At 72.5% G+C, this 16,049-nt stretch carries 9 protein-coding genes; 3 read left to right on the top strand and 6 right to left on the bottom strand.

Annotated features, from left to right (window positions below):
• Positions 1-232: 232 nt before the first annotated feature.
• From IPQ09_26645 to IPQ09_26630, 4 genes are all read right to left on the bottom strand, one after another.
• The gene (locus IPQ09_26645) at positions 233-1,972 is read right to left on the bottom strand and encodes a hypothetical protein (GenBank protein MBL0197727.1); all 1,740 of its coding nucleotides are present in this window, start codon (positions 1,970-1,972) and stop codon (positions 233-235) included.
• 66 nt (positions 1,973-2,038) lie between these two features.
• The gene (locus tag IPQ09_26640) at positions 2,039-2,272 is read right to left on the bottom strand and encodes a hypothetical protein (protein MBL0197726.1); all 234 of its coding nucleotides are present in this window, start codon (positions 2,270-2,272) and stop codon (positions 2,039-2,041) included.
• Between the two features lie 38 nt (positions 2,273-2,310).
• Positions 2,311-4,476, bottom strand: a complete 2,166-nt coding sequence (glgX, locus tag IPQ09_26635) for a glycogen debranching protein GlgX (GenBank protein ID MBL0197725.1) — start codon at positions 4,474-4,476, stop codon at positions 2,311-2,313.
• A 30-nt stretch (positions 4,477-4,506) separates the two neighbouring features.
• On the bottom strand, positions 4,507-6,063 hold the full coding sequence (locus IPQ09_26630) for a 4-alpha-glucanotransferase (protein ID MBL0197724.1): 1,557 nt from the start codon (positions 6,061-6,063) through the stop codon (positions 4,507-4,509).
• 227 nt (positions 6,064-6,290) lie between these two features.
• Here IPQ09_26630 and boxB point away from each other — a divergent pair, with 227 nt between their 5' ends.
• Both boxB and boxA read left to right on the top strand, forming a co-directional pair.
• A complete protein-coding gene (gene boxB / locus IPQ09_26625; GenBank protein MBL0197723.1) occupies positions 6,291-7,715 on the top strand; it encodes a benzoyl-CoA 2,3-epoxidase subunit BoxB in 1,425 nt (474 codons plus the stop codon).
• 53 nt (positions 7,716-7,768) lie between these two features.
• Positions 7,769-8,995, top strand: a complete 1,227-nt coding sequence (boxA, locus tag IPQ09_26620; protein ID MBL0197722.1) for a benzoyl-CoA 2,3-epoxidase subunit BoxA — start codon at positions 7,769-7,771, stop codon at positions 8,993-8,995.
• A gap of 271 nt (positions 8,996-9,266) precedes the next feature.
• Here boxA and IPQ09_26615 read toward each other — a convergent pair whose 3' ends face one another.
• Positions 9,267-11,558 carry a hypothetical protein gene (locus IPQ09_26615; protein ID MBL0197721.1) on the bottom strand — a complete coding sequence of 764 codons (2,292 nt, stop codon included), beginning with the start codon at positions 11,556-11,558 and terminating at the stop codon, positions 9,267-9,269.
• Positions 11,555-14,329 (bottom strand): DNA polymerase I, encoded by a 2,775-nt coding sequence (polA, locus tag IPQ09_26610; GenBank protein MBL0197720.1) that lies wholly within the window; start codon positions 14,327-14,329, stop codon positions 11,555-11,557. Before polA ends, IPQ09_26615 begins: the two co-directional genes overlap by 4 nt.
• Before the next feature lie 222 nt (positions 14,330-14,551).
• On the opposite strand from polA, the gene IPQ09_26605 reads away from it, so the two are divergent.
• A complete protein-coding gene (locus IPQ09_26605) occupies positions 14,552-16,045 on the top strand; it encodes a serine/threonine protein kinase (GenBank protein MBL0197719.1) in 1,494 nt (497 codons plus the stop codon).
• Positions 16,046-16,049: the final 4 nt, after the last annotated feature.

The following is a 16,049-nucleotide window of genomic DNA, read 5'->3' as shown; positions in this document are numbered from 1 at the left end:
TCGGCGGGGGCGCGGCATCGGGCAGGGGCTGGCGAGGGGCTCGTGGTGCGCGACGGCGCGCGGCGGCACTCTATACCGTCGCCTGCAGCGCGAACCGCATCAAGAGCCGGTGTAGACGCGACAAGAGCCGAAAGAGCCCGCCGCTGCGGCGGGCTTCGCGCGCCGCCACCCTGGGCTCTCCCTGCCCCGGGCTTTCAGCCCGGGCGCGGAGTTGCACCGCGCCGGGGCCCGCTCACTTCATGAAGATCGCCTCCACCTCGGCGAAGCTCGGGAGCGGCACCTTCACGTCGCCGCGGAAAAATAGCCCGTAGAGCTCGTCGTAGAGGCGATCGAACGCCCTCGCGGTGAACGCGGCGAGCGCGCGCGCCGGGGCCTTGGCCGCGTCGTCGACGCGAAAGACGCTGCGCTCACGCGTCCTCGTGGGGGCGCCCTCGGGGGCCGGGAGGGTCAGCGAGAACCCCTCGGGGCGGCGGGGCCAGACCTCGAGCGTCACGTCGAAGCGGACCTCGGCGAGCGTGAGCTTCTCCCCCTCGACCTCGCGCGCGACAGGGCCTCGCGCGGCGTACCGCACGACGAGCGCGGGCGAGTGCGGCGCCCTCGGCCCGCGCGCGTGCCGGAGCTCGAGCACCCCCGGAGGGCAGGCCTCGGCGAGCACGATCGCGAGAGCCCGGGCGGTCTCGCGCTCGCGGGCGTCGAGCGACGCGAGGAGGCCGCTCGAGGCGACCGAAGGGGCGATCTCGCGCTCGAAGCGCACGTCGAGGCGGGCAGGACCGCCGCTCCCACGACGCGCCTCCTCCGCGAGGACCACCAGCGCGGGCAGCGCGCGGCCCGCCTTCGAAGACGCCGGGGCGCGGTCGGTGAACGCTCGCAAGCACTCCGCGTGCGCGAGCCCCCACGCCTCGGGCGAGCTCGGGCGGCGAAAGCCCGGCGGGTTCTGCGCGATCTCGGGCCCGGCGGTCGCAGCCTTCAGCCCCTCGTTGCGGGCGACCCGCTCGCGCATCTCGGCGAGCTCTCGGTCCCTGCGGAGCGCCATCCGGCGCTGGCCGAAGAAGTACTCGGCCTCGCGCACACGGCGCCCCCCGAGCGCGAGGTAGCGCTGCATCGCCTCGGCGGTGCCGGCCTCGCAGGCGGTGCGGAAGCGCACGTCGTCCGACAGCCGATTCGTCGCGAGGAAGGCCACGTGTCCAAGGGCGACGCTGAGGAGCGCCGCCAGCGCGACATACGCCGCGGTCGAGGCGCGGCGACCGCGGCGACCGGAAGAGGCCGCCGCGGGGGTCGCGCCCGCGACGGCGCTGGCCTCGAAGCCGCCCTCCGCGCGTATCGGGAAGAACGGATCGTGCTCTATCGCGCGCTCGAGATCGTCGCCATACGAGAGCGCCTCGAGCGTGCCCTGCGCATGCACGAGGGCCGCGTAGGTGCGGTCTGCGTGGGCCTGGCTGGGCATCGGGAAGGTCACCTCCTCCCCGGACGCGAAGCGGAGCACGAGGCGCGTCACGCCGCCGCCCGCGAGGACCCCCACGTCGCGCACGTCGCCGAGCGGGGCGACCCTCAGAGTGGAGCCCTCGAAGACGACCAGGTCGAGCGGCAGCAGCGCGACGCCGGGGTCGAACGGCGTGCCGCCGCGCGCGAGCCTTCGCGCCTGAAGGAACACGGCGAGCCCCACGACGGGCAACACCGCGAGCGCGTAGAGCCCGCTCGTCGCCGAGGGCTGTGCGGCGGACCACGAGCCCACCACGAGCGCCGCGAGGCCCATCACGCCGAGGGTCGCCGCGAAGACGAGCCGCTTCGCGAGGCGGGTGGGGCGGGGCACGTGCAGCGCGATGGGCGCGGGCCTGCCGCGGCCGTCGATGCAGGCCTCCAGGCGGTCTTGAACGGCCCTCGGGAGGTCCTTCCAGCGCAGGCGGCGGGGCGGGCCGGTGTACGGGCCCGAGGGCACGCCGAACGCCGCGAGCGAGCCGAGGGAGCGGTACACGGTCCATAGCGTAGCAGCCCGCCGCAGCGCGCTCCATCGCGCGGAGACGCCCGCGCCTCTCGCCCGTCAGCTCTTGGGTCGAACGGCGGCGAACGCGACGCTCGCGCGGCGCGACTCGACGAACCGCTCGAGGCCGCGGAACTGCGCCTCCACCTGGGGCAGCTCCTCGGGCTCGGCGTCCTTCGCGTCGAGGAGCAGCTCGGCGAGCGCGGCGAGCTCGTGCGGCTGCGCCACCGGCTTCCAATCCACCAGGGCGATCTCAATGTCGAGGACGAGCTGGGCTCGCGGGTCTTCGGTCACGGTTCCCTCCCTTTCCACGTGGCAGAGGAGCGCGCGAGCTACACGTCGCCCGCGGGGCGCGCGCTGCGCAGGGGCAGGAGCGAGCCTCGCTCCTTCGAATCTCGCTGGAAGACCCGCGCGTGGCAAGGGAGGAGGTCGAGCACGTCGCCGGCCAGCGCGATCGCGACCTCCGGCTCGCCCGGCACCGCGCTGTCGAGCACCAGCGACCACTTCCTGCCCCACTCCGGGCCGGGCACGGTGAAGGTGGCGGGCTCGCGCATCGACGACATGATCACGAGGAAGGTGTCGTCCTCGACCGGCGCGCCGCGTTCGTCCTGGTAGGCCAGCGCGTCGCCCGCGAGGAGCCACGCGAGGAGCGGCTGCCGCGGGTTCGACCAGTCGGCGCCGACCATCACAGCGCCGTCGGGGCGGAACCAGGCGACGTCGGGCGCGAGCCCCACCTTCGCCCCGCGCAGGAACCGCCGCCGCCGGAACACCGGGTGGCTCGCGCGGAGCTCGAAGACCCGCCGCGAGAACTGAAGCTGCTCGTCGCCCTCCGGCGTGGGGCCCCAGTCGACCCAGGACAGCGCGTTGTCTTGCGCGTACGGGTTGTTGTTTCCACGCTGCGTCTTCCAGAGCTCGTCGCCCGCGGTGATCATGGGCACGCCGAGCGAGAGGCCAAGCGTGAGCATGAGGTTTCTCGCCTGGCGCGCGCGGAGCTCGCAGACCTCGGGGTCCTCGGTCTCGCCCTCGACCGCACAGTTCCACGAGGCGTTGTCGTCGGTGCCGTCGCGGTTCTCTTCGCGATTGTCGAGGTTGCGCTTTCGCTCGTAGCTCACGAGATCGCGCAGCGTGAAGCCGTCGTGCGCCGTGACGAAGTTGATGCTCGCCTGCGGGTGGCGGCCGTCGCGCTCGTAGAGATCACTCGAGCCCGTGAGGCGAAAGCCCATATCGCCCACCTGGCGCTTGTCGCCTGTCCAGAAGCGGCGGACGGTGTCGCGATAGCGGCCATTCCACTCGGTCCAGAGGACCGGGAAATTGCCCACTTGATACCCCCCTTCGCCGAGGTCCCACGGCTCGGCGATGAGCTTCACGCGGGAGAGCACGGGGTCCTGGTGGATGATATCGAAGAAGCCGCTCATCTTGTCGACCGACTGCAGCTCTCGCGCGAGCGTGCTGGCGAGGTCGAAGCGGAAGCCGTCGACGTGCAGCTCAGTGACGAAGTAGCGGAGGCTGTCCATCACGAGCTTCAGGCTCTGCGGACACTGCATGTCGAGGCTGTTGCCGCAGCCCGTAAAGTCCTCGTATTCGCGCAGATCGCTGCGTTTCAGGCGGTAATACGAGCGGTTGTCGAACCCTCGGAGCGAGAGCGTGGGGCCTAGCTTGTCGCCCTCGCACGTGTGGTTGTAGACCACGTCGAGCACGACCTCGAGGCCCGCCGCGTGGAGCCCCTTCACCATCGCGCGGAACTCGTCGACCTGCCGCCCTCGCACCCGCGCGAAGCGCGCGCTCGGAGCGAAGTACGAGAGCGTCGAATAGCCCCAGTAGTTGGTGAGCCCGCGCTTGAAGAGGAAGTGCTCGTCGGCGTGCTCGTGTACGGGGAGCAGCTCCACGGTGGTGACGCCCAGGCTCACGAGGTGCTCCAGCACCGCGGGGTGCGCGAGGCCCTCGTACGTGCCGCGGAGCTCCGGCGGCACGTCCGGGTGCAGCATGGTGAGCCCCTTCACGTGGGCCTCGTAGAGCACCGTGTCGGCCCAGGCGACGTCGGGGGGCGCGTCGCCCTCCCAGTCGAAGCCCGAGATGTCCACGACCACGCTGCGGGGCACCCCCGCCGCGCTGTCTTCGAGGCTCGGGGTGAGGTCGTCGCGGCCGAGCTCGCGCGCGTAGCCGAACACGGGCGCCGCGTAGTCGACCTTGCCGTGCACCGCGCGGGCGTAGGGGTCGACGAGCAGCTTGTTGGGGTTGAACCTGTGGCCGCTCCGCGGCTCGTAGGGGCCGAAGACGCGGTAGCCGTAGCGCTGCCCGGCGCGGACGCCCTCGACGTGTGCGTGGTAGACGTGCGCCGTGCGCTCGCGGAGCGGGATGCGTGTCTCCCGGTTCGCCTCGTCGAAGAGGCAGAGGTCCACGCCCGTGCCGTGCGCCGAATACACGGCGAAATTGACGCCGCGGGCGTCGGGCGTCGCGCCGAGCGGGAACGGGTGGCCGGGACGGAGGGTGTACTCCATGGGGCGTGAGTCTACACGGCGCCGCGGAGTTTAGAGGCGGCCGCTCTCGCGGAGGAGCCCACGGACGCGCTCGAAGCGGGCGAGGAGCGTGGGGTCCCGCAGGAGCTCGGAGAGATCCGCAGGGAGCCTGTAGGTCCAGTTCTCGGGCCCCACCACGCCGGGGGTGTTCACGCGGGTGGTCTCGAAGAGGAGCTCTTGCACCAGCACGAGGGCGAGCTCGGAGCGCGACGAGTAGAGCGCGCCGAGGAGCGCGAGGTTTCGCTCTTCGTCCGTCGCGAACGGCGTGGCGAGGCCCCAGTTCTTGGCGAGGGCCTCGCGCTCCCACGCCTCGAGCTCGGGCCACCAGGCCGTGATCGGCGCCGTGTCGTGGGTGCTCCAGCACGCGACGCTGCGCTCGGGGAGGTCGCTCGGGCGGGTGTACACGCCGTCGCGGCGATCCCAGGGGAGCACGCGGTAGCCAGGGATGCCGAGGCGGACCAGGCTCTCCCGCGCGAAGTCCGGGATGACCCCGAGGTCTTCCGCGATGACCTGCGACGGGCCCGCGGCCTCGAGGATGGCCGAGAGCACCTTCTCACCGCGCGCCTGCTGCGCGGGCTCGGAGTCGGGCAGGAACGCCCCCTTCGAGCCGGGCGCGCGCACCCACTGGCGGAAGTAGCCTATCGCGTGGTCGAGCCGGAAGCGGTCGTAGAGGGTAGCGGCGTGGGCCGTGCGCTGGCGGATCCAGTGGAGATCGGTCGCGTCCAACGTGTGGAAGTCGTACGCGGGGAGGCCCCAGTCTTGGCCGTCGGCCGAGAACGCGTCGGGCGGGGCGCCGAGCGAGAGATCGAGCCGGAACTCGGCGCGGTTCACCCACACGTCGGCGCTCTCGCTCCCGACGATGAAGGGCAGATCGCCCATGAGCTCGACCCCGAGCTCCCCGAGGCGCGCGCGCGCGCGGCGCCACTCCGACTCGAGCAGGAGCTGACGGTACAGGTGCTCGAGCACGGCGCGGCCGAGCGGGTGCCCGGGGTCGGGCGAGTCGCCATGGCGGACGACCTCGGGGGCCCGGTCGCGCTCGGGCTCCGGCCAGGTGGACCAGCCGTAGCCGCCGTGCGAGTCGCGGAGGGCCACATAAAGCGCGAGATCGCGGGCCCAGGGGGAGCGGTCGGCGAACGCGCGGAGCTCCGCCTCGCGAGGAGTGCCGCGGCCGTGGTCGTTCGCGAGGTAGCGCTCGAACGCGTGGCGCAGCGCGCGCTCCTTGAGGGCCCGCGCCGCGGTGAAATCGACGCGCGGCGCCGCGCGCAGGCGGGCGATCTCTGCGTCGACCTCGGCGGTTCGGAAGCCTGAGAGCGCCTCGCCCGCGAGCTCGGGGATCTCGCGGATGGTGAGGTAGATGGGGTCGAGCCCGAAGGCGGTGCGCGCGCCGTAGGGGCTGGACTCGCCGGCGGCGAGCTCGTACGGAGGCAGGATCTGCACGAGGCGGCTCCCGGCGAGGAGCGCGAGCTCGGCAAAAGCGCCCAGCGCCGACACTTGACCTACGCCCCAGTCGTCCGTCGTGCGGAGCGCGGCGAGCGGCAACGTGACACCTGCGAGTCGTGCGGGGCTCATGCGGGCGATGTCATGGCACCGGCGAAGGCGGGCCGCAAGCGAAACGTGCCTCTTTCGTGAGGCACGCCCGGAGAACGCGCAAGGGCTGCGATGAGACCCGCACGAATTGCGCTTCGCGCGGCCCCGGGCGCCCGAAATCCGGCTCGCCGGGCCAGCGGCGCGCTGAGCACGCGCGTTGCTTTCGCGACCCGCGAGCGCTCCCGCTCCCGAGCTCGCGCAGAGGCCCCATGGCGATCGACTACAGCTCCACGATCCCGAACAACGTCGACCTCGCGTCGAACAAGCAGCTCCAGCGCGCGCTCGAGCACTGGCAGCCGGGCTACCTCGCGTGGTGGCGCGAGATGGGCCCGGTCGACAGCACGCCGTGGGACGTGTACCTGCGCACCGCGGTGAGCGTCGATCCCAAAGGGTGGGCGCACTTCGACTACGTAAAGATGCCTGACTACCGCTGGGGCATCTTCCTCACGCCGCCCGAGCCGGACCGCAAGGTAGGCTTCGGCAAGCACCGCGGAGAGCCCGTGTGGAACGAGGTGCCCGGCGAGTACCGCAGCACGCTCCGGCGCATCATCGTCACCCAGGGCGACACCGAGCCGGCCAGCGTGGAGCAGCAGCGGCATCTCGGGAGGACCGCGCCGTCGCTCTACGATCTCCGCAACCTCCTCCAGGTGAACGTGGAAGAGGGCCGGCACCTCTGGGCGATGGTGTACCTCCTCCACGCGTACTTCGGCCGCGACGGGCGCGAGGAGGGCGACGAGCTGCTCGCGCGGCGGTCGGGCGACGAGGACAAGCCGCGCATCCTCGGGGCGTTCAACGAGCGCACCCCCGACTGGCTCTCGTTCTTCATGTTCACGTTCCTCACCGACCGCGACGGCAAGTACCAGCTCGCGGCGCTGGCCGAGAGCGCGTTCGATCCGCTCGCTCGCTCCACGCGCTTCATGCTCACCGAGGAGGCCCACCACCTCTTCGTCGGCGAGTCGGGCATCGCCCGCATCCTCCAGCGCACGGCCGAGATCATGAAGCAGCACAAGGTGGAGGCGCCCGACCAGGTGCGCCGGCACGGCGTGATCGACCTCGACACGCTGCAGCGGTATCTGAACTTCCACTTCAGCGTGACGCTCGACCTCTACGGGTCGGAGGTGTCGTCGAACGCCTCGACCTTCTACCGAGAGGGCCTGAAGGGGCGCTTCGAGGAGGACAAGATCGACGACGATCACGAGCTGTCGACGCGCGACTACCCGCTCCTCACGTTCGACGGCGCGAGGCTCGTGGAGGGCCGCGAGAACGCCCTCATGACGCTGAACGAGCGCCTCCGAGACGACTACATCGTCGACTGCCAGGCGGGCGTCGATCGCTGGAACAAGGTGCTCGCGCGCGCCGGGATCGCCCGCGCTCTGACGCTGCCCCACAAGGCGTTCCACCGAAAGATCGGCGTGTTCTCGAAGGCCTTCGTGAGCCCGACCGGGGAGGTGCTCTCCGAGGCCGAGTGGCGCGCGCGGGAGGCCGAGTGGCTGCCCACGAAGGAGGACGAGGCCCACGTGCAGTCGCTGATGGGGCGCGTGATCGAGCCCGGCAAGTACGCGAGCTACATCGCGCCGCCGCTCCGCGGCGTGAACAACATGGCGCCCGACTTCGCCTACGTCCGCTTCAACTGACCGTGGCCCCGACGAGCCCTCCCGCGGGCGCGAGCCCCACGAGCGCGAGCTCCGTGAGTCTCCCGCTGGCCCGCCAGCACCTCATCGATCCGGACGTTTGCATCCGCTGCAACACGTGCGAAGAGGCCTGTCCCACGGGCGCCATCCTCCACGATAAGCGGCAGTACGCCATCACCTTCGAGCTGTGCGACGCGTGCGGCGACTGCCTGCCCCCCTGCCCCACCGGCGCCATCGACAGCTGGCGCCAGGTGAGCACGCCGCACTCCGTGCAAGACCAGCTCGCGTGGGACTCGCTCCCCCACGATGAGGCGCCCCCGGCCGCGACCGGCGGGGCCGGGGATCCCTCCAGCGCGCAGGTGCCACCCGACGTGCTGCGGCTCACCGAGCAGGCCACGGCGCTCGGCGGGCACGTGCCGCCGCCGTGGTCCGCGGCGCACCCCTACGTGGGGCTCTACACGCCCGACCGCCCCGCGACCGCCACCGTAGTCGGCAATCTGCGCCTGACCGACGACGACGCAGAGAGCGACATTCGGCACCTCGTGCTCGACTTCGGCAAGCGGGCTTTCCCCGTGCTGGAGGGGCAGTCGATCGGCGTGCTGCCGCCGGGGCAGGACGCCCACGGGCGCCCCCACCACGTGCGCCTCTACTCGGTCGCGAGCCCGCGCGACGGGGAGCGGCCGCGGCACAACAACCTCGCGCTCACGGTCAAGCGCGTCACGGTGGACCACGAGGGGCGCCCGGTGCGCGGCGTCGCCTCGAGCTACCTCTGCGATCTCGCCCGCGGCGACACGGTGGCGGTCACGGGCCCCTACGGCGCGAGCTACCTCATGCCGAACCACCCGGGCGCGAACCTGCTCATGATCTGCACCGGCACGGGCTCGGCCCCGATGCGGGCGATGACCGAGCGCCGGCGCCGGCGGCTCGCGCTCCGCGAGGGCGGCGAGCTCTCTCTCTTCTTCGGCGCGCGCGCGCCCGGGGAGCTGCCCTATTTCGGGCCGCTGCAGAAGCTCCCGAAGGACTTCATCGACGTGGAGCTCGCGTTCTCTCGCGCGCCGGGCTCCCCCAAGGCCTACGTGCAAGACCGCCTGCGGGCGCGGGGCGACGACGTGGCGCGCCTCCTGGCGAGCGAAGACACGTTCGTGTTCATCTGCGGGCACAAGCGAATGGAGGCGGGCGTGCTCGAGGCGCTCGCCGACATCTGCAGACTGCACGCTATGGACTGGCCCTCGACGCTCGACTCCCTGCGACGCGAGGGCCGGTTCCACGTCGAGACCTACTGAGCGAGCCCGCGGCCTCCGCGGGGCGTCGCGCGAAAACGCCCGGAGGCGCGCGCCAGGCGGGAACCTTTCAGCTTCGGGGTAGACTGAAGCGCGATGGAGAGAGCCGGCGCCCTCGTTCTCGCGATCACGCTGTCGGTCACGGCGCACGTGACCGCGGCCGCCGTGCTCACGGTGCGTCGGGCGCAGGCCGCCGTGTCCGTCGAGCCCCCGGCGCCGGTGGGAGGCCTCAAGAACCTGGTGGGCGACTCCTTCGAGCTGCCCGCGCCGACGCTCACGCCCCCCGACGACGTCGCGCCCGCCGCGCCGGCCCCCGCGCCCGAGCCGACCGCCACCAGCGCCAGCGCCGCGCCGGGCACCAAAGCCACCCCCGAGGGCGACGGCCCGAGCCGCCCCGCGAGCCCTCGCGGGCGCGCCGCACCCACCGCCGGCCCCACCACCCTGCAGGCCGCCGCGGGGGCCACCGGGCGCCTCCCCCGAGTCGGCCACCGGCTCGGGGCCGCCCGTGTACGGCGCGGCGGGTGAGCGCGGCGCGGTCGACCTGGCGACGGCGTTCACGCGCGGCTTCCCCCAGGCCGCCAGCGCCGATCCCGCGTGGACCACCGCGCCCCTCGGCGCGGCGGGCGAGGTCGACGTGGTGCTCACTCTCGACGAGACAGGCAAGCTCGTGGACTCCCAGGTGGGCCCCGGGGCCACGGCGCCCCTCGCCGCGGGCATCCGCCGCACCCTCGCCCTCGTGGGCGGCCGCGCGTTCACCTCGCGCGGGAAGGTCACGCGGCTGCACCTCGTGGCCACCGTGTCGCCCGACACCGTGCACGACGGCCTCCACGGCGACGTGTTCGCGATCGGCGGCAGCTACGCGGGGAGCGAGGGGCAGGCGTTCTTCGCGCTCGCGATCGGCCGCCGCGTCGACCTCAGGGTGCGCCCCCGCTGACGCGCTCGTAAATGACGAGCGGCGCCCGTTCGAAGGACACGCGGTAGCTCGGGGCACGTTGGCCCGCGCCTCGGGCGTGGCCTCCCACATGAGCACGTGGTCGAAGCGCGGGGTGGCCTCCGCCCAGAACTCGGCCCACCGCTCGCGGTACTCGCGCGGGCAGTCGTCGGGGCGGAGGTTGTTCTGGTGAAGGAACGCGCACATGCCGTCGGCCGAGCGCATGCCCGGGGCGAAGCCCTCGAGCACGAGGTGGTTCCAACGATCGGGGGGGGCCTCGCGGTACATGACGGGGAACGAGCGCGAGTGCGCGAAGAGCAGCGGCGCGCTCGTGTCCTTCGCGACCACGTAGAAGCCCCACGCGTGCAGGAGGCTCCGTGAGTTCTCGCTCACGCCCTTCGCGCGGAACACGAGCGGCATGAGGCGCGCGCCCCGCGGCACCGCGTCGATGCCCGCGGTGAAGGCGCGCCGATCGCGCTCCAGTCGCGTGTAGTCTACACTCATCGCCGCCATGTTGAGCACCGCGGCGACGAGCCCGAGCGCGACCACCCCGCGGGGCAGGCGCTCGGGCACCCGGACCAGGGCGGCGAACCACAGGTACGGCAGGAACCGCGAGTTCATGTGAAACCAGTTCGTGGCCGCGTAGGGCGTGAAGATGTACGCCGCCACGAGCACGCCGAGGGCCCACGACGAGAAGAACGGCACGTCGACCTTGCGGCCGCGCAGCGCGAAGATCACGAGCGCCGCCGTGGGGAGCAGCGTCAGCACCTCGAGCTTGGTGAAGCCCCAGAGCCACTCGGCCCAGGCGTTGTAGAGCAGCTCCCACGCGGGCAGCACGGCGAAGATCGCCACGTGGCCGCTCATGGTGCCCTTCGGCTCGCCGAGGTGCACGGCGACCGAGAGGACCACGAGGGTGGCCGCGGGGCAGAGCGGCAGGGCCAGCGCGCGCAGACCGGCGACGAACCCGGCGCGCCCGCGGCGGGCCAGCTCGACGAGGATGAGCAGGTACATGACGAGCAGCGCGAACACGTGCGCGTACCACCCGATCACGCCGAGGAGCGCGATGAGCGCGCCCGTGAGGCCGCGCGGCGCGCGAGGCGAGCGAGACGAGCCAAGGTGCAGGTGGCAGAGCGCGAGCACGGCGAGCGAGATGGGCACGCCCAGCGCAAAATCGAGCATGCCCATCGACACGAACCAGTTGTGCACCATGGGCCACGCGAAGAGAGACGCCAGCACCGCCTTCGCCTTGCTCTCGGTGAGCACGAGCACGGCCCACGGGAGCGCGAACGCGCCCGCGGCCAGCACGAGGAACGTGAAGAGCTTGGCCGCGAGGAACGTGCCCGTGACGCCGCCCACCGCGTGGAGCCACGCGAAGAGCGCGCCGTTGGTCTTCATGTGGCCGTTGAAGACGAACTCCGGATACAGCGCCGGATGTGTGACCACGTGGATCGACGCGAGGTGGTTCGGGAGGTCCTGCATGGGCGGGACCTCCGTGAAGAAGAGCGGCGTGGCCGCGAGCACGAAGAGGGTCAGCCCGAGGCCGAGCACGAGCGAGCGCGACGACCGCGCGACGAGGGCGTCGAGCATGCGGCGCCGGTTCGGCGGGGTCGACCTCGCGACGCCGGGCGCGCTCATCCGTGGGCCTCTGCCCAGTTCGGCCCGTGGGCCACGTCGACCACGAGCGGCACGCGCAGCGTGGCCACGCCCTCCATGATCGCCTTCGCGTTGAGGCTCGCCTGCGCGAGCTCGGCCAGGGGCACCTCGAACACCACCTCGTCGTGCACCGTGAGCACCATGCGCGCGCCGGGCGAGACGGGAGCGCGGTCGAGGGCGAGCAGCGCGACCTTCATGAGGTCGGCTGCGGACCCCTGGATGGGCGTGTTCTTCGCGACCCGCTCGGCCTCGAAGCGGAGCCCGCGGTTGGCCGAGTGGAGGTTCGGCAAGAAGCGCCGCCGCCCGAGCAGCGTGCGCACGGTCTCGCCGCGCTTCGCGTCGGCCACGGTGCGATCGAGGTAGGACTTCACCCCCTCGTAGCGCTGGAAGTAGGCCTCGATGAAGGCCGCCGCCTCGGCGCGCGCGATGCCGAGTTGCTTGGCGAGCGCCGAGTCGCCCATCCCGTAGATGACCCCGAAGTTGATGGCCTTCGCGCGGCGGCGCATCTCCGAGGTGACCTCCCCGAGGGGCACCTCGAAGACGAGCGAGGCGGTGTAGGCGTGCACGTCCTCGCCGCTCGCGAACGCCTCGCAGAGGCGCGGATCTTCGGAGAGGTGCGCGAGGAGCCGGAGCTCGATCTGCGAGTAGTCGGCGGACACGATCGCCGAGCCCGCGGGCGCGACGAAAGCCGAGCGGATCTCGCGACCCACGGCGCTGCGGATCGGGATGTTCTGGAGGTTCGGCTCGATCGACGACAGGCGCCCCGTGGCCGCGACGGTCTGCTCGAATTGCGTGTGAATACGATATGTTACGGAGTTTACGGCGCGCGGCAGGGCGTCGACGTAGGTGCCCTTCAGCTTGTCGAGCTCGCGGTGGTGGACGATCACCTCGGGCAGCGGGTGCCGGCCCGCGAGCTCCTCGAGCACGGCCGCGTCGGTGCTGCGGCCGCCCTTCGGCGTGCGCTTGATGACGGGGAGCTTGAGCTCGTCGAAGAGGATGGTCTCGAGCTGGTCGCGCGAGCGGAGCGCAAACTCGTGACCGGCGAGCTCCTTCGCGCGGCGCTCGAGATCCGCGAGCTCCCCCGTGAGGCGCTCGCCCACGCCCGCGAGCCGGGCCTCGTCGAGGAGGACGCCGGCCCGCTCGAGCTTCACCAGCACGCGCGCGAGCGGCAGCTCGAGGTCCTGGAGGAGCTCGCCCATGCCCTCCTGCTCGACGCGCTGTCCGAGCCGGAGCGAGACCGAGAGCGCCGCGTCGGCGAGGCCGCCCGCATAAGGGATGAACGACTCGACGTCGATCTCGTCGGGGTCGAGGCGGGCCTTCCCGCGCGCCTGCGAGCCGGGGACCGTGAGCTCGAGGCCGAGCTCGCGGCGCGCGAGGTCGGCGAGCGTATGCGGGGTCTCGGGATCGAGCACGTACCCAGCGAGCGCAGGATCGAAGACGAGGCCCGCGAGGGGCATGCCGTGGCGCTCGAGCACGTGCTCGATGAAGCGCCCGGGCGCGAGGCACTTCTCGATCGCCGGGCTCGCGAGCGCGGGGCCGAGCACGGCGACGACGGTCGAGAGGGCGAGCTGCGAAGGAGCGCCGAGCGTGCGGTGGGCGAGCGGCAGGTACCGGCCGTCGCCCTCGGTGGCGGCGAGGCCGAGGCCGACCAGCGCCGCCCGCATGGGGTCTTCGCCGACCACGACGACCGACACCGCGAGTCGGCCCTTGGCGGTGGCGTCGGCCACGAGCGCGACGAGCTCGGCCTCGGTGAGGAGCGCGCGGGTCGTGCGCACCACGGGCGCCGGGGCCGCGGGCTTGGGTGCGCCCGAGCGCGCCGAGGGCCCGCGTGGCGCCGTCGGCGCGCGTCCGCCGCCGCCGCCACCGTCCAGCTGATCGCGGAGCCTGTGGAACTCGAGCTCGGTGAAGAGCTCGCGGAGTCGGTCCACATCGGCGCCGCCGTACGCGAGCTCCGAGGGGCTCCACGTGAGCTCGGCGGTCGCGTCGAGCGTGACGAGCCGCTGGGAGAGGCGCGCGTCGGCCTCGTGCTCGCGGAGCGCGTCGCGGAGCTTCACGCGCTTCACCTCGTCGAGGCGCGCATAGACGCCCTCGAGCGTGCCGAACTGACCCAAGAGGTCGGCCGCGGTCTTGGGCCCCACGCTCGGCACGCCGGGGACGTTGTCCGAGGTGTCGCCGGTGAGCGCCAGGAGGTCGCGGAGCTGGCTCGGCGGCACACCGAACTTCGTCGCGACCTCGGCGGGTCCATACACGCGGTCACGCATCGAGTCCCACAGCACGACACGGGTGTCATCGTCCCGGACCAGCTGCATGAGGTCTTTGTCGGCGCTGACCACCACCACCGACATCCCGTCGGTCAGCGCCCGGGCCGTCACCGCGGCGATGAGGTCGTCGGCCTCCAGACCGTCTTTCTGAAAGATGGGGATGCCATAAGCCCCTACGATCTCGCGGCAACGCACCATCTGCGAGGCCAGATCCGGCGGGGCGGGCGGGCGCGTCGCCTTGTACCGGGGGTCGATCTCCTTGCGGAAGCTCGGCGTGCGCGAGTCCATCGCCACGGCGAACATGGCCGGGCGGCGGTCGTTGACCACCTTCTGCAGCATGTTCACGGTGCCCATCACCGCGTGGGTGACCTCGCCACGGGAGCTCGAGAGGGGGGCTATCGCGTGGTAGGCGCGGAACACGTACCCGGACAGGTCGACCAGGTACAGCACGCCCGGCGCCCCCGCGGCGGGCAGCGCGGCCGACTTCTCCAGCGTCACGGGGCGCCTCGGCTCATGCACCGCGTATAGCGCCGTTCTCACCCACCCCGGCACTGGAAATAGCGCGCGAGGACCCCGCCCCCGAGCCCCCGTCTCGCCCCGCTGGACGCTCCCCCGGCGCGGGACTACGCTTTGAGACGCGCAGCTGGGGGCCAAGGCGCGGCGGTGGAGCGGCCTCCTCAGTCGGCACGTGCTTTGCTAGCGAAGTAGACGCCCATGAACCAGACCCTCCCGCCGACCTCCTCGTCCCTCGTCGCTGGCAAGTACCAGCTGGTGCGCCGCATCGGCCAAGGCGGCATGGGCTCCGTGTGGGAGGGCCGCCACGCGTCGCTCGGCACCACGGTCGCCATCAAGTTCATCGAGAACGACTACGCGGACAACGCCGACGCGCGCACGCGCTTCGACCGCGAAGCACGCGCGGCGGCCTCGATCCAGTCGAAGCACGCGATCCAGATCTTCGACCACGGCGTGACGGAGGACGGCAAGCCCTACATCGTCATGGAAATGCTGAAGGGCGAGCCGCTCGACAAGCGGCTCCAGCGCCTCCATCGACTGCCGCTCGCGGACGCCGCGCGCATCCTCCAGCAGGTGGGGCGGGCGCTCGCGCAGGCGCACGAGAAGGGCATCGTCCACCGCGACCTGAAGCCCGAGAACATTTTCCTCGTGACCTCGCCGGACGACGATGAAGAGATCGCCAAGGTGCTCGACTTCGGCATCGCCAAGGTCCAGCCGTCGAGCGGCTCCCCCGGGCTCACGTCGAGCACCAAGACGGGCGCCGTGCTCGGCACGCCCTACTACATGTCGCCCGAGCAGGCGCGCGGGCTCCGGAACGTGGATCACCGCACAGACGTGTGGTCCATCGGCGTCATCGCGTTCCGCGCGGTGACCGGGCGCCTGCCCTTCGAGGGCGAGTCCGTCGGTGACCTGCTCGTGAAGATCTGCACCTCGCCCCTCCCCGTCCCATCTCAGGTCGCGCCGGAGCTGCCGCCCGCGTTCGACGCGTGGTTCATCACGGCGCTCGAGCGGGACCCCCAGCGTCGCTTCTCCACGATGGCGGAGGCGATCGACGGCCTCGCCTTCGCGGCGGGGATCACGGTGCGGCGTGGAAACGCGGGCACGCCGGCGACGCCCTTCATGCCAGTCGGCGCCGCGGCCATGGGCGTCGCCCCCACGCTCAGCCCGGACTCCGTGGTGGCGGCCGGCGGCACGTCGGCGCCGTTCACCGCGAACGCGCTCGATCACGAGTCGCGTGAGCTCGTGCGCGGGCCGAGCGGCCTCCTGATCGCCGGCGTCGCCGCGGCGGTGCTGGCCCTCGGCCTCGGCGCCGGCGGCCTCACGCTCTTCGCGCGGAGCCGCGCCTCCGCCGCTCAGTCGTCGGTCGGGGTCGTGGCCTCGCCGCAACCTCCCGCGAGCGCCGCCGCGCCGCTCCCCACCATGGAGCCCCTCGCGCCCTCGAGCGCGACGGCCTCGGCGGCCCTCGCGGCCCCTGCCGCCTCGGTGGCCACTCCCGGGAAGCCCACCTTCGCGCCCGGCCCGTCGACGGCGCCCGGGAAGCCCGGGAAGCCCGGCAAGCCCACCCCGTCGACGGCGCCCTCCGCCCCGCCCCCCCCCGCGGTCTCGCCGCCGCCTCCCCCGCCTCCCCAGCCCGCTCCGCAGCCGCCGCCACCGCCGCCGCAGGTCAAGCCCAAGCACGACCAGCCGGGCTACTGAGCCA

The organism is Myxococcales bacterium, assembly GCA_016720545.1.
Taxonomy (GTDB): Bacteria; Myxococcota_A; Polyangia; order Polyangiales; family Polyangiaceae; genus JAAFHV01.
The sequence above is the reverse complement of the archived record's forward strand: the minus strand, read 5'-3'. Positions and strand labels throughout refer to the sequence as shown.